At 69.7% G+C, this 25373-nt stretch carries 23 protein-coding genes; 6 read left to right on the forward strand and 17 right to left on the reverse strand.

All coding sequences use genetic code 11. From position 1 onward, the window contains the following. Positions 1-13 precede the first annotated feature (13 nt). From WA675_RS23370 to WA675_RS23380, 3 genes are read right to left on the reverse strand one after another with little or no spacing between them, the layout of a single operon-like run. A complete protein-coding gene (locus WA675_RS23370; RefSeq protein ID WP_336087109.1) occupies positions 14-262 on the reverse strand; it encodes an antitoxin in 249 nt (82 codons plus the stop codon). Positions 263-289: 27 nt separating this feature from the next. Further along, positions 290-1423, reverse strand: coding sequence for an MBL fold metallo-hydrolase (locus tag WA675_RS23375; protein WP_442945707.1), 1134 nt, complete (start codon positions 1421-1423; stop codon positions 290-292). After that, entirely contained in the window at positions 1423-2151 is a 729-nt protein-coding gene (locus tag WA675_RS23380; protein ID WP_336087113.1) for an enoyl-CoA hydratase, read from the reverse strand. Before WA675_RS23380 ends, WA675_RS23375 begins: the two co-directional genes overlap by 1 nt. 91 nt (positions 2152-2242) lie before the next feature. Between WA675_RS23380 and WA675_RS23385 the strand changes: the two genes are divergently transcribed. Further along, positions 2243-3361: an NAD(P)-binding domain-containing protein gene (locus WA675_RS23385; RefSeq protein ID WP_336087116.1), complete on the forward strand. Its 1119-nt coding sequence runs from the start codon at positions 2243-2245 to the stop codon at positions 3359-3361. Here WA675_RS23385 and WA675_RS23390 read toward each other — a convergent pair. The 6 genes from WA675_RS23390 to WA675_RS23415 all read right to left on the reverse strand — a co-directional run bounded on the left by WA675_RS23390 (position 3342) and on the right by WA675_RS23415 (position 11111). Then, positions 3342-4196 (reverse strand): aldo/keto reductase, encoded by an 855-nt coding sequence (locus WA675_RS23390; protein WP_336087118.1) that lies wholly within the window; start codon positions 4194-4196, stop codon positions 3342-3344. The two genes, WA675_RS23385 and WA675_RS23390, sit on opposite strands and share 20 nt — an antisense overlap. A gap of 92 nt (positions 4197-4288) precedes the next feature. After that, positions 4289-5806, reverse strand: a complete 1518-nt coding sequence (locus WA675_RS23395) for a carboxyl transferase domain-containing protein (RefSeq protein ID WP_442945704.1) — start codon at positions 5804-5806, stop codon at positions 4289-4291. Positions 5807-5869: 63 nt separating this feature from the next. Beyond that, positions 5870-6472, reverse strand: a complete 603-nt coding sequence (locus WA675_RS23400) for a GTP-binding protein (protein WP_019044951.1) — start codon at positions 6470-6472, stop codon at positions 5870-5872. Then, complete coding sequence (locus tag WA675_RS23405; protein WP_019044950.1) at positions 6453-6827, reverse strand: DUF742 domain-containing protein; 375 nt, start codon at positions 6825-6827, stop codon at positions 6453-6455. Before WA675_RS23405 ends, WA675_RS23400 begins: the two co-directional genes overlap by 20 nt. Before the next feature lie 7 nt (positions 6828-6834). Further along, positions 6835-7248 carry a roadblock/LC7 domain-containing protein gene (locus WA675_RS23410; protein WP_011207200.1) on the reverse strand — a complete coding sequence of 138 codons (414 nt, stop codon included), beginning with the start codon at positions 7246-7248 and terminating at the stop codon, positions 6835-6837. After that, complete coding sequence (locus WA675_RS23415) at positions 7245-11111, reverse strand: ATP-binding protein (RefSeq protein WP_336087129.1); 3867 nt, start codon at positions 11109-11111, stop codon at positions 7245-7247. The genes WA675_RS23410 and WA675_RS23415 overlap by 4 nt, the downstream gene beginning before the upstream one ends. Positions 11112-11441: 330 nt before the next feature. Here WA675_RS23415 and WA675_RS23420 point away from each other — a divergent pair, with 330 nt between their 5' ends. The 3 genes from WA675_RS23420 (at position 11442) to WA675_RS23430 (ending at position 15692) form a co-directional block, all read left to right on the forward strand. Beyond that, positions 11442-13484, forward strand: coding sequence for an AMP-binding protein (locus WA675_RS23420; protein WP_336087131.1), 2043 nt, complete (start codon positions 11442-11444; stop codon positions 13482-13484). 139 nt (positions 13485-13623) lie between these two features. After that, positions 13624-14328: a response regulator transcription factor gene (locus WA675_RS23425; protein ID WP_336087133.1), complete on the forward strand. Its 705-nt coding sequence runs from the start codon at positions 13624-13626 to the stop codon at positions 14326-14328. A gap of 41 nt (positions 14329-14369) precedes the next feature. Next, positions 14370-15692: a sensor histidine kinase gene (locus WA675_RS23430; protein WP_336087135.1), complete on the forward strand. Its 1323-nt coding sequence runs from the start codon at positions 14370-14372 to the stop codon at positions 15690-15692. A gap of 55 nt (positions 15693-15747) precedes the next feature. Here the strand turns inward: WA675_RS23430 and WA675_RS23435 are convergent, their stop codons facing one another. After that, a complete protein-coding gene (locus WA675_RS23435) occupies positions 15748-16401 on the reverse strand; it encodes a hypothetical protein (RefSeq protein ID WP_336087137.1) in 654 nt (217 codons plus the stop codon). 278 nt (positions 16402-16679) lie between these two features. On the opposite strand from WA675_RS23435, the gene WA675_RS23440 reads away from it, so the two are divergent. Further along, positions 16680-17840, forward strand: a complete 1161-nt coding sequence (locus WA675_RS23440; protein WP_336087140.1) for a hypothetical protein — start codon at positions 16680-16682, stop codon at positions 17838-17840. Positions 17841-17893: 53 nt separating this feature from the next. On the opposite strand, the gene WA675_RS23445 is transcribed toward WA675_RS23440, so the two are convergent. From WA675_RS23445 to pdxH, 5 genes are all read right to left on the reverse strand, one after another. Beyond that, the gene (locus WA675_RS23445; protein ID WP_336087143.1) at positions 17894-18532 is read right to left on the reverse strand and encodes a hypothetical protein; all 639 of its coding nucleotides are present in this window, start codon (positions 18530-18532) and stop codon (positions 17894-17896) included. Positions 18533-18705: 173 nt separating this feature from the next. Next, positions 18706-19065: an FKBP-type peptidyl-prolyl cis-trans isomerase gene (locus WA675_RS23450; protein WP_336087145.1), complete on the reverse strand. Its 360-nt coding sequence runs from the start codon at positions 19063-19065 to the stop codon at positions 18706-18708. A 71-nt stretch (positions 19066-19136) separates the two neighbouring features. Continuing rightward, entirely contained in the window at positions 19137-20447 is a 1311-nt protein-coding gene (locus tag WA675_RS23455) for a citrate synthase (RefSeq protein ID WP_336087147.1), read from the reverse strand. 295 nt (positions 20448-20742) lie between these two features. Beyond that, positions 20743-22026 carry an MFS transporter gene (locus WA675_RS23460; protein ID WP_336087149.1) on the reverse strand — a complete coding sequence of 428 codons (1284 nt, stop codon included), beginning with the start codon at positions 22024-22026 and terminating at the stop codon, positions 20743-20745. 63 nt (positions 22027-22089) lie between these two features. Beyond that, complete coding sequence (gene pdxH / locus WA675_RS23465) at positions 22090-22785, reverse strand: pyridoxamine 5'-phosphate oxidase (RefSeq protein WP_442945705.1); 696 nt, start codon at positions 22783-22785, stop codon at positions 22090-22092. 127 nt (positions 22786-22912) lie between these two features. On the opposite strand from pdxH, the gene WA675_RS23470 reads away from it, so the two are divergent. Next, positions 22913-24037, forward strand: a complete 1125-nt coding sequence (locus WA675_RS23470; RefSeq protein ID WP_336087151.1) for a citrate synthase 2 — start codon at positions 22913-22915, stop codon at positions 24035-24037. Between the two features lie 109 nt (positions 24038-24146). Here WA675_RS23470 and WA675_RS23475 read toward each other — a convergent pair whose 3' ends face one another. Together WA675_RS23475 and WA675_RS23480 are read right to left on the reverse strand one after the other, a co-directional pair. Beyond that, the gene (locus WA675_RS23475) at positions 24147-24719 is read right to left on the reverse strand and encodes a PIN domain-containing protein (protein ID WP_336087153.1); all 573 of its coding nucleotides are present in this window, start codon (positions 24717-24719) and stop codon (positions 24147-24149) included. Between the two features lie 9 nt (positions 24720-24728). Further along, positions 24729-25262 (reverse strand): helix-turn-helix domain-containing protein, encoded by a 534-nt coding sequence (locus WA675_RS23480; protein ID WP_336087155.1) that lies wholly within the window; start codon positions 25260-25262, stop codon positions 24729-24731. Positions 25263-25373: the final 111 nt, after the last annotated feature.

Consider the following 25373-nt stretch of genomic DNA (forward strand, 5'->3'; position numbering starts at 1 on the left):
CCCGCGTGCCGAATCAGGCCTGCGGTCCCGGATCGGTCGGGGCGGGGCCGCCGGTGGCAGGCCCGCTACCGGGCTGCTGCGGCGGAACGACCTTCTTGGCCGCGTCCTTGCCCTTCTCGATCTTGTCGCTGTACTTGCCGCCGGTCTTCTCATCGATGAACGAACCGGCCTTGTCGACCGCGTCGTTGATCTTGTCGGCGTTCTGGGCGGCCGCGTCCTTGCCCTTACCGAGCAGGCCCTTCAAGGTATCCACGAGACTCATCTGCCGAAATTCCTTTCGCGAGGAGGTTCACTCCACATCTTCCCACCACGTCACCCGTGGTGGGAGGTCATTCGGAACCACCCGCTGGCCCGGCTTGGGCACCACCGTCGCCGTTCCGGCCGCGTCGGCGGCCTCGACCAGCCGCCGCACGGGCTCGGCCCAGCGATGGAAGGCCAGATTGAAGGTGGCCCAGTGGATCGGGACCAGCAGCCCGAAGCCCGGATCGCCCAGGCACAGGTCGGCGTGCGCGCGCACCGCCTCCTCGGGATTCATGTGCACATCGGTCCAGCGCTCGTCATAGGCGCCGATGGGCAGCAGGGTGAGGTCGAACGGGCCGAGCACCGCGCCCGCCTGCGCGAACGCCTTGGTGTAGCCGGTGTCGCCGCCGAAATAGACCCGCTTGCTTGGCCCGGCCAGCGCCCAGGACGCCCACAGCGTGGTGTTGCGGACCAGGCCGCGCCCGGAGAAGTGCCGGGCCTCGGCGCAGGTGATGGTGAGGCCGCGATCGTCCTTGCCGTGCCCGAGCGAGACCGAGCCACCCCAGTCCAGCTCGATGATGCGGTACTCGGGCACACCCCAGTGCCGCAGGTGCGCGCCGATCCCGGTGGGCACCACGAAGGGCGCGAGCTGGCCGCGGACCAGGGCGTCGACGGTGGCCTTGTCCAGATGGTCGTAGTGATCGTGGGAGATGATCACCGCGTCGACCTTGGGCAGCGTCGCCAGCGCGCCGGGCACCGGGTGCAGCCGGGCCGGGCCGATCAGCGGCGAGGGCGAGACGCGCTCGCTCCACACCGGGTCGGCCAGCACGCGGTAGCCGTCGAGCTCGATCAGCGCGCTCGCGTGCCCGTACCAGGTCACCGCGAGCTCGGCGGCCTGCTCGGGCACCGCGGGCGTGACCAGCGGCACCGGCTTACCGGGCCTGCCGACTCGGCCCTTGGTGAGTCCGGACCACAGCAGCGAGGGCGCGGCACCGGCCGCGAGCATGCTGCTGGGTTCGGTGTTGTGGAAGCGGCCGTCACGATAGGACGACTTGCCAAGGGCGGTCGGCTCGATGGCCGACGGCCCGGCGCCGAGCGCGGTAGGCAGACCCCACACCGCGCGCGCCACCCAGGCGAGCCCGAGCGAGCTCGCCACCGACCCCGCGACGCGCGCGAGGCGTATCACCGGCCCACGAACTTCGCGGGGCGCTTCTCCTGCCGAGCCAATCGGCCCTCCTTCGCGTCGTCACTGCTCCAGGCGGCTTCCAGCGCGGCCTGCTGGATCGCGCTGGCTGGTTCCCTGGTGCCGTCGTCGTTGAGCATGAGCTTCATCGCCCGCAGCGAGAGCGGGGCCAGCGCGGCGATGGACTTGGCCCAGTCCTTGGCATCGGCCAGGGTGCCGAGTTTGTTGGCGAAGCCGTAGGCGTAGGCGTCGTCGGCCGAGACCGACTCGGCGCCGAGCAGGATGGTGCGGGCCGGTCCGCCGCCGATCAGCGAGACCAGCCTGCTCACCGTCCAGCGGTCCACCGAGATGCCCAGCTTGGCGGCGGGCACCGCGATGTACGCGTCGGGCTCGATCACCCGCAGGTCCGAGGCCAGCGCCAGCTGCACGCCAGCGCCGAGCGCGCCGCCGTTGATCGCCGAGATCACCGGCACCGGAAGCGCTTCGATGGTGTGCAGCATGTCGAGCAGGCCGGTCAGGAACGACTCGGAGTACACCCCGGTCAGATCGGCGCCCGCGCTGAAGATGGGACCGCGGCCGGTCAGCACGATGACGCGGGCACCCTGGTCGACCGCGTCGAGCATGGCGGTCCGCAGCTGACCGACCAGCTCCTCGTTGAGCGCGTTGCGGCGCTGTTCGCGCTGCAATTCGATCGTGATCACGTCACCGTCACGGGTCACGCCGAGCATGGATCCTCCCCAGTAAGGACGGGTTCACTGAACGTCTTCACTTTGCCACAGGCCGGGGTCGACGCCACGCAAGGCGATACCATCGGCGGCTGTGGCGACCGACTTCGACATCCTGGTGATCGGCGCGGGCCAGGCCGGGCTGTCGGCCGGGTATCACCTGCGCAGGCGGGGGCTGGTGCCCGAACGCGATTTCCTGATCGTCGACCACGCGCCCGGTCCCGGCGGCGCCTGGCAGTTCCGCTGGCCCTCGCTGACGCTCACCACCGTCAACCGGGTGCACGATCTGCCCGGAATGTCCTTCGCCGAGACCTTGCCGCCCGGTTCGGCATCCGCGCCCGCCGCGACCGCGGTGCCACACTATTACGAACTCTACGAAAAGCGCTTCGACCTGCGCGTACACCGCCAGGTATCGGTGCGGGTGGTCTGCGATCGCACCGCCGACGGCCAGACCTGCGCCGGGCGCGGCGAGGTGCTGCAAGTCGAGACCGAAGGCGCGGGCACGCTGCGGGTGCGCGGCCTGATCAACGGCACCGGCACCTGGGAACACCCGTTCATCCCGGTGTATCCGGGCGCGAGCGGCTTCGCCGGACGCCAGCTGCACACCCGCGACTACCGCACCGCCGCCGAGTTCGCTGGCAAGCACGTGGTAGTGGTCGGCGGCGGGATCTCGGCGGTGCAGCTGCTCGACGAGATCTCCCGGGTGACCTCCACCACCTGGGTCACCCGCACCGAACCACGCTGGCGCGAGACACCGTTCGCCGAACAGGACGGCCGCGACGCGGTGGCGATCGTGGAGGACCGGGTGCGGCGCGGACTGCCGCCGGGCTCGGTGGTCTCGGTGACCGGGCTGCCCCTCGACGACCGGCTGCGGGCCGCCCGCGATCGCGGCGCGCTGGACCGGCTGCCGATGTTCGAGCGGATCGAGCCCGACGGCGTGCGCTGGGCCGACGGGCGGTTCCAGGCGGCCGATGTCATCCTGTGGGCCACCGGGTTCCGCAGCGCGCTGGATCATCTGGCGCCGCTGCGGCTGCGCGGACCCGGCGGCGGGATCACCATGACCGGGCGGTTGGCCACCCAGGTCGAGGTCGACCCGCGCATCCACCTGATCGGCTACGGACCCTCGGCCAGCACCATCGGCGCCAACCGGGCCGGGCGCGCGGCGGCCGCCGAACTGACGGGGTATCTCGGGATCAGTCCAGACCGGCGCTGAAGGTGCCGGGGTCGGGGCCCACGCGGGTGCCGTTGTCGAGGCGGTTGATCGCCTCCATGGCCTCGGCGCCGAGTTCGAAGGTGAACACGTCGAAGTTCTCGGCGATCCGGGAGGGCGTCACCGACTTGGGGATGACGATATTGCCCAGCTGCAGGTGCCAGCGGATGATCACCTGGGCGGGCGTGCGGTCGAGTTCCTCGGCGATGCTCGCGATGGTGGGGTTGTCGAGCAGGGTGCCCTGGCCCAGCGGGCTCCACGCCTCGGTGGCGATGGCGTGGTTGGCGCCGTACTGGCGCAGGTCGCGCTGGGCGAGGGTGGGATGCAGTTCGATCTGGTTGACCGCGGGGGTCGTGCCGGTGTCGGCGATCAGGGTCTCCAGGTCGATCACCCGGAAGTTGGAGACGCCGATCGAGCCGATCCGGCCGTCCGTCTGGAGTGCTTTGAACGCGCGGAAGGTGTCGACGTAGCGCGCGGCCGAGGGCACCGGCCAGTGGATGAGATACAGGTCTAGATAGTCCAGACCAAGACGTTTCATGCTGGCATCGAAGGCCCGCAGGGTGGTGTCGTACCCCTGATCGGCGTTCCACAGCTTGGTGGTCAGGTAGATCTCGTCGCGCGGGATGCCCGACTCACGGATGGCGCGGCCTACGCCTTCCTCGTTTCCGTAGACCGCGGCCGTGTCGATACTGCGGTAGCCGACCTTCAACGCCTCGGCCACCACTCCGGTGACATCGTCCGCGGGCACCTGGAACACGCCGAACCCCAGCTGCGGGATCACGTTCCCGTCGTTGAGCACGATGGTGGGAACGGGGCTGCTTGCGCTACGGAAGGTCACCCTTCCGACCGTAGAAGTGCTTCGCCGTACCGTCAACGACGCCGACCTGCGTGTTTCCCCGAGTCCGGGTTGGGTAGGAACCGGGGCGCGAGTCAGTAGACCACCCCCGTGAGCCCGAGGCGGCGGTAGCGCACCTGCCGCAGGGCACGCAGCTCACCGGTCGGGGTGGCGCGCAGCGCGGCCAGCTCCTCGGTGACGGCCAGTACCATGCGCCGGGCGAAGGCCACGGGTTCGGCTGCGGCGTCCGGGTATTCGCCGACGATCCGGTCGACCACGCCGTCACGGTGCAGGTCGATGGCGCGAATGCCTTGCGCGTCGGCCAGTTCCGGCGCGTGCGCGGTATCGCGGAAGACGATGGCGCTCGCGCCCTCCGGCGGCAGCGGCGCGAGCCAGCCGTGTCCGGCGGCCAGCACCCGGTCGGCGGGCAGCAGCGCGAGCGCGCCACCGCCGGTGCCCTGGCCGAGCAGGATCGACACGGTCGGGGTGTCGAGGGTGACCAGATCGGCCAGGCAGCGGGCGATTTCGGGGGCCAGGCCGCGTTCCTCGGCCTCCTTGGACAGGGCCGCGCCGACGGTGTCGATCACCAGCACGAGCGGCAGCCGCAGCTCCTTCGCCAGCGCCATCGCGCGCCGGGCCTCACGTAATGCGGCCGGGCCCATGGTGTGTTCGCCGCGCTGACCCGCGCGATCGTGGCCGAAGACCACACAGGGCTGGCCGCCGAAGCGGGCCAGGGCCAGCACCACGGTGCGATCGGACTCCCCCTGGCCGGTGCCGCTGAGCGGAACCCGTTGCGTGACATGGCGTAACAGGTCACGAATGCCCGGTCGGCCGGGCCGCCGGGTACTCAACACCGAATCCCAGGCGCTGGCCGAGGGATTGGCCGCCGTCACCGGACTCAGCACGGGCGCAGCCCATCCCGGCTCCGCCGACACCGGCAGCACCGCGCCACTGGCCACGCTCAACGCGCGATGGGCGATGCGGCGGAACACCTCCACCGGCACCACCCCGTCGATGACGCCATTGCGATAGAGGTTCTCGGCGGTCTGCACCCCGGGCGGGAAGGGCTTGCCGTAGAGCGCCTCGTAGACGCGCGGGCCGAGGAAACCGATGAGCGCGCCGGGCGCGGCGAAGGTGATATGACCGAGCGATCCCCAGGAGGCGAACACACCGCCCATGGTCGGATCACGCAGGTAGACGAGATAGGGATAGCCCGCGGCCTTGTGCACGGTGACCGCACCGGCGATCTTCACCATCTGCACGAAGGCGACCGTGCCCTCCTGCATGCGGGTCCCGCCGGAGGTCGGCGAGGCGATCAGCGGCAGGCCCAGTTCGGTCGCGCGCTCGACCGCCGAGACGATCCGCTCGGCCGCGGCCACACCGATCGACCCGGCCAGGAACGCGAACTCGCACGCGATCACCGCCACCCGGCGCCCGCGCAGCAGGCCCTCGCCGGTGAGCACCGACTCGTCGGTGCCCGCGCGCACGGCGGCCTCCACCAGCTCCTGGCGGTAGCGCGGCGTGATCGGGGGCTCGACCGGAGGCCGATCCCAGCTCACGAAGGTCCCGGAATCGAGCAGCTGACCCAGCAGCTCATTCGCCGATATGCGCACGAACAGAGCCTAGCGGGAGCCGGGAACAGGGGCTGCGGCCTTCATCGCGGCAGCCCCGTCCGGTCAGTAGCCCTGCATGACCTTGCGCAGCGCGTACTCGGTGAGGGAGACCAGGGCCTGCTTGGCGGGCTCCCGGCGACGCGCGTCGATCGACATGATCGGCACGTCGGCGGGGACGGCCAGGGCCTGGCGGATGTCCTCGAGCGGGTACTTGGGCGCGTCGTCGAACTCGTTGAGCGCCACCAGGAACGGCAGACCGCGAGCCTCGAAGTAGTCGACAGCGGCGAAGCTGTCTTCCAGCCTGCGGGTGTCGACCAGCACCACGGCGCCGATGGCACCGCGGATCAGGTCGTCCCACATGAACCAGAACCGGTACTGGCCCGGGGTACCGAACAGGTACAGGACCAGGTCGTCGGCGAGGCTGATGCGGCCGAAGTCCATCGCCACCGTGGTGGTCGACTTCATCGGAATACCGGTCAGGTTGTCGATTCCGGTACTGGCGTTGGTGACCAGCGCCTCGGTGCGCAGCGGAACGATCTCCGACACCGCACCGACCAACGTGGTCTTACCGACACCGAAGCCACCGGCGACAACGATCTTCGCCGAAGTCGGCTTGCTCGTGCGGGTGTCGACCTGCGCCGTCGAATCAAATACGCCGGAGTCCACTGAGAACCCTTTCGATCAGCTCGCGACGTTCATCGTCGCTGGAATCGTCTTTCAAAGTCGCCGAGACTCGCACGTGACCGGCCTCGATGAGGTCGGCGACGAGAACCCGCGCTACACCGATGGGTATACCCAATTGGGCAGCTATCTCGGCAACGGACGGCGATTGCCTGCACAACTCCACGATGGACGTTTCGAGGTTGTTCAGTTCGAACTGCCGCTCCATGGCGACCGGATGCGATGCGACGAGTGCCTCCAGCGCCAACTCGACCGCCGGCCTGGTGCGGCCGGCAGTCAAGGAGTACGGGCGAACGAGGCTGGGCTCGGCGCTCCCCATGCGGTGATCGTCTATGTCCATCCCACCATCAGGAACCCATCGTGACGCGTGGCGTGGCCTGGACGGTCTGGCCCACACGCTCGACCAACAAAGCCATTTCGTAGCCAACCTGACCGATGTCACACGAGGTGTTGGTCAGGACCGCGAGGTAGGAGCCGTCGCCCACTGCCATCAGCAGCAGGTAACCGTGCTCCATCTCGACGACGGACTGCAGTACAGTACCGCCTTCGAACAGATTCGACACGCCGACGGACAGACTCGCCAGGCCGGCGGTCACCGCGGACAGCTGCTCCGCGCGGTCGACCGGGAGCTGGGCGCTCGCGGCCATCAGCAGGCCGTCAGCCGAGACCAGGACGGCATGGGCTACGCCAGGAACCTCGTTGGCGAAGTTCGAAACCAGCCAATCCAGCTGACGGTTCGTACCACCTAGATCGGGGTTCATCGGTCTCCTTTATCTCCGGTTAGGTTCATTGCCTTCATTGCGCGGCCATCCCGGACGCCCTGCTGGTGACGACTCAAGCTGGACCTGATCGTTTCGGGATCACGTTGCGGAGTGCTGTCGGCCTTGCCGGTGACACCACCGGGCACGAGCCTGCCGCCCGGATTGCGCTGAGGCAAGCCCGCGGCGGTACGGACCTCGGGTTTGGCCTCGCTGGCCCGGCGCGCGGCCTGCCAACCCTCGTCACCGGGTGATTCGAAGGCGGCGGCCATCTGGGACCGGTCGGAATTCTCGTCCGTGAGCCACGCCGACATCATCTCCGCGAAGATCGGCGTTCCGCCCATGACGGAATCGCCTTCCGGTGCCGGCTGCAACCTGGTCTGGAAGAACGACGCAGCCTTGGCCGGATTCGACCGGAAACTGTGCCGACCCGGATCGCGCCCTGCCGACGCAGCGTTCTCCGGCCCCGCAGGTTCCCGATCCCGTTGCGGCAGAGCCACTCCTGGCCCCGCGGTCGCCTGCGGTACCACAGTAGCGCCGGGGGCGCGCTGCGGCAGCCCATTCGGGCCGGACGGATCGTCGGCCGGGGGCTGTGGCTGACCGGCCGCGGGCGCCCGCTGGGGCAGACCCGAGCCCGCGCCCCGCTGGGGCAGGCCGCCGGCCGGATCACGCTGCGGCAGACCACCTGTGGTTTCCCGCTGCGGCAAGCCACTGGCGGGGTCACGCTGCGGAAGGCCGCCGGTCTGGTCGCGGTGCGGCAGACGCGGGGTCGGCTCACGCTGCGGGAGACCGTTGCCCGCGCCGCGCTGCGGCAGGCCGGACGACGGGTCACGCTGGATCGGTGCCGAGTCACGCTGCGGCGCACCGGTACCGCGCTGCGGGAGCCCGGTGGCCGGGTCACGCGGGGTGGCGGCGGAATCGCGCTGGGGCAGGCCCGTCACCGGGTCACGCTGCGGGAGTCCACCGGTGGTGTCGCGCTGCGGCAGGCCACTGGCCGGATCACGCTGCGGGAGAACACCAGTCGTCTCACGCTGGGGTAGACCACCGGTCGTCTCACGCTGCGGCAAGCCGCCCGGGGTTTCGCGTTGAGGCAAGCCACCAGCCGGATCACGCTGCGGGAGTCCACCCGTTGTCTCACGCTGGGGCAGACCACCAGCGATGTCACGCTGCGGGAGTCCACCGGTCGACTCACGCTGAGGCAGACCGCCCGCCGGGTCACGCTGGGGCAGACCACCAGTCGTCTCACGCTGCGGCAAGCCACCGGCGGGATCACGCTGCGGGAGACCGCCGGTCGACTCACGCTGCGGCAGGCCACTGGCCGGATCACGCTGCGGCAGACCGCCGGGCTGGTCGCGCTGGGGCAGGCGGTTGGCCTGGTCGCCGCGCTGCGGAAGTCCGGCCGACGGGTCACGCGGCGGGGCGCCGTTGGCACCCGGCGAGCGCTGCGGCAACCCACCCGGGGTCTGCTGCGGCTTGGCCGGTTCGCGCGGCGGCAGGCCGCCCGCGGGCGCGGCCGACTCGCGCGAAGGAGCGCCGTTGGCACCCGGCTGACGCACGGGTAGGCCACCGGCCGAAGACTGCGGGGCACCGGCGGGCTTGGACTCGCCGGGCTGGCCGGGGGCACCCGGCGCGGCGGGCGGACGCGGCGGTCCACCCGGGGACAGGGTGCGCTTGGGCAGCGCGGCGGCGGCGAGCTTGCCCCGCTGCGGGGCATTGCCCTGACCGGGTGCGGACGGGCGCAGGGTCGGCGCCGACTGCTCGGCCGCGCCCTCCTGGGCACCCTGGGCCATCGAGTTGCCCGGCTGCCGTTGCGGCAGCCCGCCCTCGGTCCCGCTGACGCCGGGATCGACGGTCACCATCATGTTGCCGCCGGGCGTGCGGGTGATCGCCCGGGTCTGCATGGTGCTGGGCTGGTTCTGCGGGGCCGGGCGCTGCTGCTGGGGCTGCTGCGGCGCGGGCGCCTGCTGCGGTGCCACGACCGGGCCACCGGCACCGGAGACGATCAGCCCGACCGGCACGTGCACCGTGACGGTGACGCCCGGATCGCGCGCGGTGTCGAAGGTCGCCCGCAGCCGCACGGTGAGCCCGTGCCGCTCGGCCAGGCGGCCGACCACGAACAGACCCATGTGGCGAGCGGTGTCGGGACCGGGCTCGGCGGTCTGCTCGAGCCTGCGGTTGATCTCCGACATCTCCTGCGGCGGCATACCGATACCGCGGTCGGCCACCTCGATCAGCAGACCCTGGTCGTGGGCCTGGGCGAAGGTGAACTTGACGTCGGTCTCCGGCGGGGAGGCCCGCAGCGCGTTGTCGAGCAGCTCGGCGAACAGGTGCGCCAGGTCGGAGGCGGCCGGTTCGACCAGCGAGCCACGCGGGGTGGCACCGAGCTTGACCCGCTCGTAGTCCTCGACCTCGGAGATCGCGGCACGCAGCACGTCGGCGATCTCGACCGGGGCCGACTTGGTCCGGCGCTGCTTGGTACCAGCGAGGATGAGCAGGTTGTCGCCGTTACGGCGCATGCGCGCGGCGAGGTGGTCGAGGCGGAAGAGGTTCTCGAGCAGGCGCGGGTCCTTCTCGTCGTACTCCATCGCCTCGATGAGGGTGAGCTGATGGTCGACAAGCGACTTGGAGCGCCGGGCCAGGGTCTCGAACATGTCGTTGACCTGGGAACGCATCTGCGCCTGATCACTGGCCAGGCGCAGCGCCTGCCCGTGGATGTCGTCGACGGCGCGGGCCAGCTGGCCGATCTCCTCGTCGGACCGCACCGGCATCGGCTCGAGCGGCACGTCCTCGGGGGCGGCGCCGTTGCGGAGCTGGGCGACCTCGTGCGGGAGGTCGGACTCGGCCACGCGCAGCGCGGCCAGGCGCAGGCGGTGCAGCGGCACGATCATCGAGCGGGCCACGAACACCGCGAGCAACAGCGCGGCGAGGATGGTCGCGATGACGACCGCCGTGTAGGACCAGGCGCCGGTGGCGGCGGCATTGGTCAGCTCGTCCATCGAGGACTCGATGGCCTTGGTCGCCTGCGAGACGACGCCCTCGTAGCCGGACAGACTGGAGTACAGCGAGGTCCGCAGGTCGCCGACGGGCAGCTTGCCCGCCTGGACCTCGGGGCTGCTGATGGCGTTCTTGCGGAGGTCGGCCTGGGCCTTGAGGTCGGCGACCACGCGGTCACCGTCGGGGAAGCGGTTGGCGAGCACGTCGAGCAGGTGCCGCTCGGTGCTGACACCGGTGAGGAAGTTCTGCACGCCGGTCGGCATGCCGCGCAGCATCTCGGAGGCACCGGCGAGCTGGTCGACCAGCAGCGAACGGGTGTTGAGCGAGTCGACCAGGCGCAGCTTGGCCGTGTCCATCACCGGGTCGCTGACCTGCGCGACGGTGGTCTCGACGATGTCGACGCTGTCTTTACGCATCTGCTCGACGGCGGCGAGCGCGGGCTCCGGCGAGGCGGTCAGCGCCTTGCCCTGCGCCCGCACCGCCTTGGCCTGGCCGATCATCCGCTCGAGCGCGGCGTGCGCGCGTGGCAGCTCGCTGACCCGGCCGATCGACTTCTCGGCGGCGGCGATGGCGGCGTCGAGGTCGGACAGGTCCTGGTCGGAGACCAGGGTCGCGCTCGGCCCCGCGGGCACCATCTGACCACCGGCCACCTTCGCCGAGGTAGCACTCAGCGCGGTGACCGACGGAATCGTGTCTACCTGCTCGTTGATGCTGGAGAGCCGGTTGGCCTCCGAGAACTCGGAGGTAATCCTCGACACGCCGAGCCCGACCGCGACCGCGAGTGGCACGGCCAGTACGGCCGTAACCTTCCAGCGCAGGTCCCAGTTGCCGAGCGCCCAGCGCTTGCTGCCGGACCTAGCGGCGTCACGCATCTCCCACTCACTTTCCAAACTGGCCTCGTATACCAAGCGGTCTACCAAGCGCCACCAGCGAACCTTCACACCAATGCTGGCTCGCCAGGCGGTGCTGGCCGAGAACTGCGGCTGGCCGAGAAATTGCGTCTACGACTGCCCTAATAAGTGACATCAGATTCTAACGGATCAATAACTTCTTGGCTCACTCCCGGTAGAGGTCCGCGCGATGACCTGCCCGTTCCAGGCAAAACCAAAGGTCGCGGCACCCCCTCGGGTGTCGCGTGAAGTCTGCCACAATCATCTGGATCTATCGAGCGGGCATCGAAGCGAGGCTAGGGAGTCACGGGCTTGGACACCGAACACGAGTACCGGCCGGTCTATCAGACCAGTCTGGTCGATCCAGCCCACTTCTGGTCCGCCGCAGCTCAGGCGATCGAGTGGGACGTGGCACCGGAGCAGATCGTCGACGCGGCGGACAAGCGTTCGGCCCGCTGGTTCCCCGACGGCAGGCTCAATACCTGCGTGAACGCGCTGGACCGGCACGTGCGCGCGGGCACCGTCGCCGAGGGGGGACACGCCGATCAGGCCGCCCTCATATATGTCTCCGCTATGACGGACACCACGACCGTTTATACCTATGCCGAATTGCTCGACGAGGTCGCGCGCTTCGCCGGCGCGATGCGAGATCTCGGCGTGGTCGCCGGTGACCGGGTCGTGATCTATCTGCCGATGGTGCCCGAGGCCGTGATCGCGATGCTGGCCTGCGCGCGCATCGGCGCGGTGCATTCGGTGGTCTTCGGCGGCTTCGCCGCGCCCGAACTGGCCGCCCGGATCGACGACGCCGAGCCGGTATTGGTGGTCACTTCCTCGGGCGGGATCGAGCCCGGCCGCCGCATCGACTACCCGCCGATCGTGCTGCAGGCGCTGGATCTGACCACCACCACCTCGGTGCGCACGGTGATCGTCAAGCAGCGGCCGCAGTTCGCCACCATCGAGTTCCCCGCTCCCCTGCCCGCCACCGACGTGCTGCCCGCCTCGGAGCAGACCGTGGCCGCGCGCTGGGTGGACTGGGACGCCACCGTCGCCGACGTCGAGCCCGCCGAGCCGGTGCCGGTCGCGGCGACCGATCCGCTCTACATCCTCTACACCTCCGGCACCACCGGAAAGCCCAAGGGCGTGGTGCGCGACAACGGCGGGCACGCGGTGGCGCTGTCCTGGTCGATGCGCAATATCTACGACGTCGGCCCCGGTCAGGTGTTCTGGGCGGCCTCGGATGTGGGCTGGGTGGTCGGCCACTCCTACATCGTCTACGCGCCGCTGCTGGTGGGCGCCACCACCGTGCTCTACGAGGGCAAACCGGTCGGCACCCCCGACGCGGGTGTGTTCTGGCGGATCATCGACGAGCACGACGTGCGGGTGCTGTTCACCGCGCCGACCGCCCTGCGCGCGATCCGCCGCGCCGACCCCGAGGCCACCATCGCCCGGCGCTCGGATCTGTCCAAGCTGCGCGCGCTGTTCTGCGCCGGGGAGCGGCTGGACCCGGCCACCTTCGAATGGGCCACCGACACCCTGCTCGCCGAGCACCCCGACATCCCCGTGGTCGATCACTGGTGGCAGACCGAGACCGGCTGGCCCATCTGCGCCGACCCGCTCGGCCTGCAGGAACTGCCGGTCAAGCCCGGTTCGGCGTGCGTGCCGGTGCCCGGCTACCGGCTGCGGGTGCTCGACGCCAACGGCAATGCCGTGCCCGCCGGGGTCGAGGGCAATATCGTCATCGGGCTGCCGCTGCCGCCCGGCACGCTGACCGGCCTGTGGCGCGACCGCGACCGGTTCATCCGCTCCTACCTGGCCACCTTCCCCGGTCACTACCTCACCGGCGACTCCGGTTACTTCGACGAGGACGGCTATCTCTACGTCCTCGGCCGCAGCGACGACGTCATCAATATCGCCGGTCACCGCCTGTCGGCTGGCAGCATCGAGGCCGCGATCTCCGGGCACGATGCGGTGGCCGAATGCGCCGTGATCGGCATGCCCGACGAGCTCAAGGGCAGCCTGCCGCTGGCGTATGTGGTGCTCAAGCAGGGTGTCGAGATCGATCAGGAGCAGTTGCGCGCCGAGCTTGTCGAGCGGGTGCGCACCCAGATCGGGGCCATCGCCAGCCTCTACGACGCGATCATCGTCACCGGGCTGCCCAAGACCCGCTCCGGCAAGATCCTGCGCAAGACCATCCGCCAGCTCACCGCGGGCGAGCACGTCGAACCCCCCGCCACCATCGAGGACCCCGCCGTCCTCACCGCCCTGGCCGACCGCATCCTGGCCAACCCACCCCTGGGCATCCCGGCCACCGACACCCCGGACCTCGACGGCGACCCGGTCGCACCCACCTCCTGAGGGCGGCACCCTGCGTCCCGTTCTCGGCGCGCCTCCGCCTCTGGACTGACCGGAGGGTGCGACGAAGGAGTGCCCGCAGGGAGGGAAGAGGCGGAGTCAAGCGCCGAGAACCGCGGCGCCAGCCGCTAGTGTCACAGCCGTGACCGAACGTGCCGCCGCTACTGTCCTGGTCGTCGATGACGACGAGGACGTCCTCGCCTCCGTCGAACGTGGCCTGCGACTGTCCGGCTTCCGGGTGCTGGTGGCTCGCGACGGTGCCGCGGCGCTGCGCGCGGTGGCCGAGCACGGGCCCGACGCGGTCGTGCTGGACATGAACATGCCGGTGCTCGACGGTGCCGGGGTGGTGACGGCGCTGCGGGCGATGGGCAACGAGGTGCCGATCTGCGTGCTCAGCGCCCGCTCCTCGGTGGACGACCGGATCGCGGGTCTGGAATCCGGCGCCGACGACTACCTGGTGAAACCCTTCGAGCTGGCCGAGCTGGTAGCCCGGATCCGCGCGCTGCTGCGCCGCCGCACCGACACGCCCGAGCCGAGCGCGCCCGGCGCCATCGCGGTGGGCCCGCTGCAGGTGGATGTGGCCGGTTATCGCGCGCTGCTGCACGGGCGGGAAATCGAGCTCACCAAACGCGAATTCGAATTGTTGTCGACCCTGGCCAGGAATGCCGGTGTGGTGCTCACGCGGGAACGGCTGCTGGAATTGGTGTGGGGTTACGATTTCATAGCGGATACGAATGTCGTCGATGTGTTCGTCGGATACCTCCGGCGCAAACTCGAAATAGATGACACGCCAAGGATTCTGCATACGATCCGTGGCGTCGGATTCGTGTTGCGGGAACCCAAATGACCGAGGCACCGCCGAAACGCCGTCGGAGACAATCGTTTTCGTTGAGAACGAGGGTCGCGGGGGCGGCCGCGGCCGGTGCCGTCCTGATCGTCGGAATCGCGACTTTCGTCAGTTTCCAGGCCATCGAACGCAATAACGTGACCCAGACCGATCAGCAGCTGGAGATCGCCTCGCGCATCGTGCTGATCGAGCCGGTGCTGGCCACCGGTTTCGTCAACCTGACCGGCCTGCAGAACACCATGGCGCTGACCGTGCGCGACGACGGCCAGGTGACCGCCTCCAGCTCCACCCAGCTGCCCGCGCTGGCCCCCGGTTCGCAGACCGTCGAGGTGAACGACCAGCCCTACCGCGTGCTCACCACCACCGAGAACCAGCCGGAGGGCCGCACCGTCTCGCTGGCCATCCCGACCACCGAGTCGGCCAAGGCCACCGCCGACCAGCAGCGCTGGGTGCTCGCGGGCGCCGGTGTCGCGGTGGCCGCGGCCGCGGCGCTGGGCTGGCTGCTGGCCGGGCGGGCGGTCGGACCCATCGTCACGCTGACCCGGCAGGTCTCGGCCCGCAGCGCCGTCCCCGATCCGGCGAATCCGGCGCGCCCGGTGGACGGTTCCGGTGTCGACGAGGCGGTGAAGCTGGCCGACGCGGTGAACACCATGCTGGCCCGGGTCGACGAGGCCCAGGCCGAGACCGCCGCCGCGCTGGAGACCGCACGCGATTTCGCCGCCGTCTCCGCCCACGAGCTGCGCACCCCGCTCACCGCCATCCGCACCGACCTCGAGGTGCTGCGCACCCTCGACCTCACCGACGAGCAGCGCCGCGAGATCCTCGACGACCTGGCCCGCAACGAGACCCGCGTGGAGACCACCCTCACCGCGCTGGAACGGCTGGCCCGTGGCGATCTCACCGCCGAGGCCGACCACGTGCCCACCGATGTCGCCGACCTGTGCGACCAGGCCGCCCACGACGCCATGCGGCACAACCCCGGCCTGCGGGTGCGCATCGAGACCGATGCCGAGCTGATCACCCTCGGCCTGCCCGCCGGGCTGCGCCTGGCCGTCGACAACGCGCTCACCAATTCGGTCAAGCACGGCGGCGCCACCCACGCCGTGGTCTCGGCGCACCGCTACCCCGGCGACCACATCGTGATCGCGGTGGACGACAACGGCACCGGCGTCCCGCCAGGCGAGCGCGAGGCCGTCTTCGCCCGTTTCGCCCGCGGCACCAATGCCACCAAGGGTGGTTCGGGCCTCGGCCTGGCGCTGGTGGCCCAGCAGGCCCAGTTGCACGGCGGGCACGCCTATTTCGCCGAGAGCCCGCTCGGCGGCGCCCGGCTGGTGATCGATCTGCCCATCCGCCGGGCCTACTGACGACGAGACCCCCGCGTCCGGCTGGACGCGGGGGTCTCGGTTATCGATCAGCTGATCAGGGCAGCACCTGCGGCACCGACTCCGGGATCACCAGGCCGATGACCGCGCCGATCACGGCACCGGTCAGGGCGCTGGAGACCACCGAGGGCAGCGCGCAGACGAAGTAGCCGATGATGAAGGCGGCCAGCGCGGGCAGGCACAGGATGGCCGAGGCGATCGCGCCGATGGCCGCACCCGCGGCCGCGGCGTTCTGCACCGGGTCGGAGTTGGCGGCGTTCGGGTCGGTGGCGATGTTCTTCAGCTCGGTGCTGGTGTCGGTGGACAGCTGCGGCGCCATCTGCAGGGTCTTGCCGTCGGCGGAGACCACCGAGGCGACCGCGATCGCGTTGCCGGTGACGGTCTCGAACTTCAGCGGCAGCTCGCCCACGGTGGCGCCGGAGTCGGAGACCACGGTGACGGCGTCGGGGGTGAGCACGAAGCGGCCCGCGTCGACGGTGGCGGAGATGGTGCGCAGGTCCGGGGAGACCGTGGTGGTGTAGGCGACCCCGTCGGCGACGCCCTGGCTCGACAGCCCGGTGGCGATCTCGGCCTGACGCTCGACGGTCACATCGGCGGCCGCGGTGCCCGCGGTGACCAGCGAGGTGGCCACGGCCAGCGGCAACGCGGCGACGGCCACGCGACGGGTCGCGCGAGTGATGGTGTGGAACATGTTCGGTGTCTCCCTCCCGACGCCCCCAAGGATTCCCCGAAACCCCCGGACGAATCGAAACGTTCTCGATGTCGATTGACTCGAGATTTGTACCTGACCGAACACGATCTTGTAAGCCGTTGTGACACAAGGCATATCGAGCCGAGGAGGCGTCGCCGGGCAAACGCCGGGTAACCGTGGGCCAGCATCCGGGCAGCTACCGCCGCGCACCGGGTTCCTCAACGAACTCTCAGACCTCTCCCAGAAGTCGCAGCCAACTGGCCGGATACCGTCGCCCCGTGATCGACAAACGCGCCCGCTTGCTCAGCCTCACCGTCGCCGCGCTGCTGACCGGCGGCGCGCTGGCCGCCTGCGCCGGGCCGGACTCCGCGCCGACCGGCATCGCCCTGGTGAACGCCGATACCGGCCCCACCGGCGAACGCGTCGCCAAGGCCGTGCAGGACGCGGGCGGCTACGAATGGACCCTCGCCAAACCAGGCGAGGTCGATGCCGCCGACTACGCCGCGGTGATCACCCTGCCCGCCGACCTCACCGCGTCCATGGCGACCCTGGCCACCCCGGACCCGAAGCGCGCCAAGGTCACCGTGACCACGCACGAGGGCGCCGACACCGGCACCGTGAACGGCGCGGTCGACGTGGTGACCCATCGCATCGGCGCCTCGGGTGTGGACGCGGCACTGGCCGCCGTCGCCCAGGCCCGTAACCAGATGACCTCGGTGCAGTTCACCGCCCAGCTGCTGAGCGCGGGCGTGAACGCGGCCGCCGCGGGGGCCGACCAGTTCAGCGGTGGCGCCGAAGAGATGCTCGGCTTCCTCGATTTCGCCAAGCAGGGCGCGGGCGAGCTCACCGCGGCCATCGAGTTGCTGAACCAGACCGTGGACGGCGCGGCCAAGCAGGCTACTCAGCTCGCGGACGCGCTGGACGCCACCGGGGTCACCGTCGCCGGGGTGCAGCGCAGCGCGGCCGCCATGGGTTCCGGGCTCGATCAGATCCTGCCGCCGCTGCGGAGCCTGCCGTTCGCCAACGATCCCCAGCTCGCCGAGATCATCACCAAACTCGAAGCGCTGCAGACCGTCTCGAAGCAGGCGGGCACCCAGCTCGACGGGCTGAGCGAGCTCACCGGCGCGGCCGTCGACCCGAATACCGAGCTGGGCACGCTGCTGCGCACCGTGGTCGAACGGCTCAATACCGCCCGCGACCAGCTCACCCAGGGCGCCGCCCTCGCCGAGGGTCTGCCCGCGCTCGCCGAACAGGGTGGCGCGCAGTTGGTCTCGGCCATGGAGCAGCTCACCAGCGGGGTGGGCGCCATGCAGAACATCGTCGGCAACCTCAATACCCAGACCGGCAAGGCGCTGGAAGCGCTGCCGCCGCGTGGGCAGGCCCAGCAATCCGCACTGGCCCTGGCGCTGACCGACCCGGTCGAGGTCGTGCGCGAATAGTCGAAACGGCCCGCGCCGGAGAACCGGTGCGAGCCGCTCGCGAACTCAGCCGATCAGGGCAGCACCTGCGGGATGATATCCGGCGCGACCGCGCCGACCACCGCGCCGATGAGCGCGCCAACCAGTGCGTTCGGCAGCCCGACCAGGCCGACGCACGGCAGGTACAGGATCATCGTGGTGATCATCGGAATGCACACGACGGCAGCGGCGATCACACCGATGCCCGCTCCGACGGCGGCGGCATTCTGCACCGGATCGGGGAACTGGGCGGTGGGCGAGGTGGCGATGTCCTTCAGTTCGGTGGCCGCCGCCGGGGTGATCCGCGGGGTCACCGTGAGCCCGCGCCCATCGGCGGCGATCTCGGTGGCCAGCGCGATGACCTCGCCGCCGGCCGTGTGGAACTCGGCGGGGATCTCCCCGATCCGCTCCCCCGCCGCCGACTCGACGACGACACCGTCCTCGGCCACGACGAACCGGCCCGAGTCGATCGAGGCGGACACGGTCTTCAGATCCGGTGCCACCGTGCTGCGGTAGCCGACGCCGTCGGTCACCCCCACACTGGACAGGCCTTCGGCGTAGCGGGTCTGCTGATCGACCTCGGCCGAGCCGGTGCCCGCGCCCACCAGACTCACCGCCACCGCGATCGGCAACGCCGCGGCGAGTACGTGTCGAGCACCCTTGCGATGGAACATGATCGAGAAACTCCCTCCCGAAACCCCCGAAGAAAGCCCCGAACCCCGGGCGAATCGATCAGCGCACTGTCATGGACACCAGCAGTAGTAGCCCACGGACCGACTGATAGCAAATCGACACGACCGCGGCCCGCCTTCCGGGGTGGAAAGCGGGCCGCGGTGCGGTTTTCGGATCAGTTCGCGTTGAGCAGGTCGATCACGAAGACCAGGGTCTTGCCCGAGAGGCCGTGGCCGGAACCGGCCGGGCCGTAGGCGAGCTCCGGCGGGATGGTCAGCTGACGGCGGCCGCCGACCTTCATGCCGGGGATGCCGTCCTGCCAGCCCTGGATCAGGCCGCGCAGCGGGAAGGTGATGGATTCGCCGCGGTCCCACGAGGAGTCGAACTGCTCGCCGGTCTCGAACTCGACGCCGACGTAGTGCACCTCGACGGTGCCGCCGGGCACCGCTTCCTTGCCTTCGCCCTCGACGAGGTCCTTGATCACGAGCTGGGTGGGCGCGGGGCCCTCCTGGAATTCGATCTCCGGCTTGGTCATGCGCTATCCCCTTCGATAGGGCTCATCCCCGCGCGTACGGGGAACACGGTCGTCAGTGACAGGGTGCTCGGTCAGCGAGTACCGATGTCGAGGTAATCACGCTCACCGTAACCGGTGTAGATCTGGCGCGGGCGGCCGATCTTCAGCGGCTCGGAGTGCATCTCGCGCCAGTGCGCGATCCAGCCCGGCAGGCGGCCCATCGCGAAGAGCACGGTGAACATGCGGGTCGGGAAGCCCATGGCCCGGTAGATGACGCCGGTGTAGAAGTCGACGTTCGGGTACAGGCGGCGCGAGACGAAGTAGTCGTCGGTGAGGGCGGCCTCTTCGAGCTGCTTGGCGATGTCGAGCAGCTGGTCGTCGCCGCCGATCTTCGACAGGATCTTGTCGGCGGCCTGCTTGACCAGGGTCGCGCGCGGGTCGTAGTTGCGGTAGACGCGGTGCCCGAAGCCCATGAGCTTCACGCCGTCTTCCTTGTTCTTGACCTTGCGGATGAATTCCTTGACGTCGCCGCCGTTGGCCTTGATCTCGTCGAGCATCTCGAGCACGGCCTGGTTGGCGCCACCGTGCAGCGGGCCCCACAGCGCGTTGATGCCACCGGACACCGAGGTGAACAGGTTGGCGTCGGAGGAGCCGACCAGTCGCACGGTCGAGGTGGAGCAGTTCTGCTCGTGATCGGCGTGCAGGATCAGCAGCATGTCCAGCGCGGCGGCGATCTCGGGGTCGACCTCGTAGGGCTCGGCCGGGAAGCCGAAGGTCATCCGCAGGAAGTTCTCGACCAGGCTCAGCGAGTTGTCCGGGTAGAGGAACGGCTGGCCGACCGACTTCTTGTAGGAGTAGGCCGCGATGGTGGGCAGCTTGGCCAGCAGGCGGATGGTGGACAGCTCGACCTGCTCGGGGTCGCGCGGGTCCAGGGAGTCCTGGTAGTAGGCCGACAGCGCGTTGACCGCCGAGGACAGCACCGGCATCGGGTGCGCGTTGCGCGGGAAGCCGTCGAAGAACCGCTTGAGGTCCTCGTGCAGCAGCGTGTGGCGGCGGATGCGGTCGGTGAAGTCGTCGAGCTGGGCCTGGGTCGGCAGCTCGCCGTAGATGAGCAGGTAGCTGACCTCGATGAAGGTCGAGCGGCCCGCGAGCTGGTCGATCGGGTATCCGCGGTAGCGCAGGATGCCCGCCTCACCGTCGATGTAGGTGATGGCCGACTTGGTCGACGCGGTGTTCATGAAACCGGGGTCGTAGGTGACGTAACCGGTGCTGGCCAGCAGCTTGCCCAGGTCGAGTCCGTCGTTGCCCTCCGCGGCCGAGGTGACCGAGATCGGGAACTCGCCCCCGGGGTACTGGAGTACCGCCTTGGCGTCGGCGACGTTGGTGATGTTCTCAGCGGGCACGGAAGGATCCCTCTCAGGCTAGTTGAGATTCTCGCCGAGCCCTGAAACCCGGCGCCGAACCGAAGACGCCGATGCGGTCGGCATAGGCGCGCTTGATGTAACGCTAACTGTTGCCGACCCGGGAGTAGCAATCAGGGTTGGCATGCGCTCTCCTCACACTCGGACCATCACTCGGTGAGGTCGGCGCAGGTCGCTGGACCTGCGCTGATCCTCGGTTCTCGGCAGTGGCACGCCACGGCGGCGCCCGCCGCGGGGGACCCGTGCCGCCCCGGCCGGTATCCCCGCCCTGACCAGGCTATTCCGCCGCGGTCACCGCATGCGCACGGACCACCCGGTAGCGGATGAACGCCGGGAAGGCGAGCGCCGCGAGAACTACGCCGATCACCACCAGCACGCCGCCACCGGCAGCCGCTACAGCGGTACCCAGGCTGGCCGCGGCGAAACCGTGGGCAACGTCACCGATCCGCGGCCCACCTGCGACGACCACGATGAACACGCCCTGCAACCGCCCGCGCATCTCGTCGGTGGAGACATTGAGCAACATCGCCGTGCGCAGGGCCGCCGAGATCATGTCCACCGCGCCACCCAGCGCCAGGAACGCCACCGCGATCCACAGCCACACCCCCAGCCCGAACAGGTGCCCGGTCAACCCGACCGCCAGCCCGAAACCGACCATCGCCACACCCCAGATCGCGATGCACACGATCACCGCCAGCCCCTGCCTGCGGATACGCGGCACCCAGCCGGAGAACACCCCGCCCAGGACCGCGCCCGCCGAGATCGCGGCGAACAGCAGGCCCAGCGCGACACCGCCCTCGGCCGGGTCGTGGAAGGTCTCGTGCGCGATCTGCGGGAACAGCGCGCGGGGCATGCCGAAGACCATGGCGATGATGTCGACGACGAAGGAGGCCAGCAGGATGCGCTGGGCGGTGAGATAGCGGAAGCCGTCGATCACCGTGCGCAGCCCGGCGCGACGCTGGTCGCCGGTCGGCGGGAAGGACGGCAGCTTGCTCACCGCCCAGAGCGTGGCGAGCAGGGCGATGGCGTCGAGCAGATACAGCGTGGGCAGGCCGAGCACCGGGATGAGCAGACCGGCCAGCACCGGACCGGCGATCATGCCGACGTTCTGCACCGTCATCGACAGCGAACTGGCCGCGGCGATCTGTTCCGGTGGCAGCAGCCGGGCGATGGCGGCGCCGCGGGTGGGCTGGTTGACCGCGAAGAACGCCTGCTGCACCGCGAACAACCCCAGCACCAGCCACACATTGCTCATCCCCAGCGCGGCCTGCACCCAGAACGCGACCGCGGTGACGCCGGTGCCCGCGGTGGTGATGATCAGCAGCGTGCGCCGGTCCATCACGTCGGCCAGCGCCCCGCCCCACAGCCCGAACACCACCAGCGGCACCAGGCCGAACAGCCCGGCCAGGCCGACATAGCCGGAGCTGCCGGTGATCTGGAAGATCTGCTGCGGCACCGCGACCACCGAGAGCTGCGCGCCGACGACCGTGACGATATTGGTGGTCCAGAGCCTGCGATAGTCGCGATTGCGCAGGGGTTCGGTGTCGGCGAGCAGTTTCACTTACGGCACGTTAGCCAGTGCACCGGTAAACGTCCCACGATTTTTCTCGGTGAGATAGCCCACTCAGGGCTGCAGGCGCTCGACGTTCACCTGCGCGCCGTCGACGCGCACCACGATCCGGTTGTGCAGGCGGCCGTGCCTGCCTTGCCAGAACTCCACTTCGTCCGGGCGCAGCAGGTACCCGCCCCAGTGCGGGGGCACAGGGATGTTCTCGGTGTCGGCGAAGCGGGCGGTGGTCTCGGCCAGCGCGCGGTCGAGGTCGGCGCGCGAGGCGACCGGGCGCGACTGCTGCGAGGCCCAGGCGCCCAGCCGCGATTCGCGCGGGCGCGACTGCCAGTAGGCGGCCGTCACCTCGGCGGAGACCCGCTCGGTGCGCCCGCGCACGTGCACCTGCCGGGCCAGCGACGGCCAGACGAAGGTAGCGGCGGCGTAGGGGTCGGCGGCGAGCTGGTCGCCCTTGGCGGAGTCGTAGTTCGTATAGAAGGTGACACCCTCGGGCGACAGCCCCTTGCACAGCACGGTCCGCGCGACCGGGCGCGGCGCCGGGCCGGTCAGCGCGACGGTGGCCAGCACCATCGCGTTCGGTTCGGCCACGCCGAGGCTGCTGGCCTGATCGATCCAGCGGCGCAGCAACGGTTCCCAGCCGCCGGCCACCCAGCTCTCGTCGAGATCGGCTTCGGTGGTGGGCACGGCCAGCGGGTCGCCGTAGTCCACGCGCATCGCGGCGAGATCGCCCGCCAGGGGTTCCGGGTCACGCATGGGCACAAACGCTACGCCGAGCTCGCCGGTGCTCGTCGCCACGGCGGGGCGAGGGGTGGGGTTACCAGCGGGTATCCACAGGTCTATCGTTCAGGAAGATCGGCATTTCCCGGCAAGGAGAGTCACCATGACGGCCAGCGCGGTACCCCAGGATTTCGTCAGCGGATTGGAAGGCGTGGTGGCCTTCACCACTGACATCGCCGAGCCGGACAAGGACGGTGGCGCGCTGCGATATCGCGGCGTCGACATCGAGGATCTGGTCGCCAATCGCGTCACCTTCGGCGATGTCTGGGCCCTGCTGGTCGACGGGGAGTTCGGGCGCGGCCTGCCGCCCGCCGAGCCCTTCCCGCTGCCGGTGCACACCGGTGACGTGCGCGTCGACGTGCAGGCGGGCTTGGCCATGCTCGCCCCCATCTGGGGCTACGAGCCGCTGCTCGACATCGACGACGAGACCGCCCGCGAGAATCTCGCCCGCGCCTCGGTGATGGCGCTGTCCTATGTGGCCCAGTCCGCGCGCGGCATCTACCAGCCCGCCGTCCCGCAGCGTCAGATCGACGAATGCACCACGGTCACCGAACGTTTCATGACCCGCTGGAAGGGTGACCCGGACCCGCGTCACACCGAGGCCATCGACGCCTACTGGGTCTCCGCCGCCGAGCACGGCATGAACGCCTCCACCTTCACCGCCCGCGTCATCGCCTCCACCGGCGCCGACGTGGCCGCCTCCCTGTCCGGCGCGATCGGTGCCATGTCCGGCCCGCTGCACGGCGGCGCCCCCGCCCGCGTGCTGCCGATGATCGAGGCCGTCGAGCAGTCCGGCGACGCCCGCGCCCTGGTCAAGGGCATCCTGGACCGCAAAGAGAAGCTGATGGGCTTCGGCCACCGCGTCTACCGCGCCGAGGACCCCCGCGCCCGCGTCCTGCGCGCCACCGCCCAGCGCCTCGACGCCCCCCGCTTCGAAGTCGCCGCCGCCCTCGAACAGGCCGCCCTCGCCGAACTCCGCGAACGCCGCCCCGACCGCGCCATCGAGACCAACGTCGAATTCTGGGCCGCCGTCATCCTCGACTTCGCCGAGGTCCCCGCCCACATGATGCCCGCCATGTTCACCTGCGGCCGCACCGCCGGTTGGTGCGCCCACATCCTCGAACAGAAACAACTCGGCAAACTGGTCCGCCCCGCCGCCATCTACACCGGCCCGGGCCCCCGCACCCCCGAACAGGTAGCAGGCTGGTCCACCATCGCCCGCTCCTGAATCACTGCACCTGAGTAGGTCCGGTCCGACCTCCCCGACCGGACCGACTCGGTTTCCTCCCGCTGACTACCTCGTCGGCAGGACCTCACGGAATGTTGTTCCAGCTAGCTCAACTAGCGGATCGCAAGAGTTCGACGGCATCATCCATCCCGTAACGCGATACCAGGATCTTCAGCGCGTCCTCCTCCGCGACAACCGGGTTCCGGTATCGGCTCAGCATGGTGCGCAGCGCGTATACGGCCGTATCCGGCGAGACCGCCACCGTGTCGGCAGCGAATTCTGCCGCCGTCCGAACCGATACCCCGTCCGGCATGCGATCAGCCGGGAAGTCACGCAGATTCTGGGTGACGATCGCGTCGGCTCCGCCGACAACCGCCGCCGCCACGACGTGCTCGTCATCGGGGTCAGGAAGTCCGAAGGTGCCCTCGTGCGGCTCCCAATTCAGGACCAGGGCATCGTCGAACCGCGACTCCAGCGTGGCGACGAGCCGACGGGCCCGCGATGCTCCGGTTCGGTCATCTTCGCCCCGGGCAACGAGTTTCGCCTGTTCGCTCAACTCCAACTCCAACAGGATCCGCTCGGACCACAGCGGTCGGTAGAGACCCTCGATGGCGAGCGACAGCAAGAAATCGCGCTGCAAGCTCGGCCAGAGAACACACGTATCGAGCAGTACCGCGAACACCGATCCCCCTCAGTCGTTGCGCTTGCCTCTGGTCCGTTCCGCTGCCAGGCGGCGTGCCTCACGCAGGTGACGCTCGATATCGGCGGGATCGTCTTCGATGGAGATGTCAACTGCCGTTTCAGCGAGGGCGTCGTACTGACGGCGACGGCGCACCTCGCGGTAGTCGAGGACATCATCGAGTTCGAGCCGGTGCCGCGTGCCGATCCGCTGGGCGGGCAGCTCACCCTTCTCGATGAGACGCTTGACGGTCGGCCGGCTGACACCCAGCAGGTCAGCCGCCTGCTGCGAGGTCAGAGTCATACTGCGCGGCGCGATCGTGACAGCCCGGCCGGCCAGCAAGGCCGCGACCACCTGTTTGAGTGCCTGGTGCACGTCGGCGGGAAGTTCGATCCGATCCCCTTCGTCGGTGCCTACCAGCGCATAGCTCGGCTTCGCCGCGGCACCCCACCGGCGCTCGTGCGCTTCCAGGAAGCTCATGACCGGTGCCAACCGGCCACGATCTTCAGGCAGGAACGTGCGCTCTTCGAGCGGTTCCGAGACCACCACACCTCCTCGGTTCCGAACGTTTCGAAATATCGTTCGATTCGTTCGAATACTACCTCGCTCCGTGTTGAAGCACTACGGGCGGCGCACCTCCATGATCTGATCTATATT

Source organism: Nocardia sp. SSK8, assembly GCF_037034205.1.
GTDB lineage: Bacteria > Actinomycetota > Actinomycetes > Mycobacteriales > Mycobacteriaceae > Nocardia.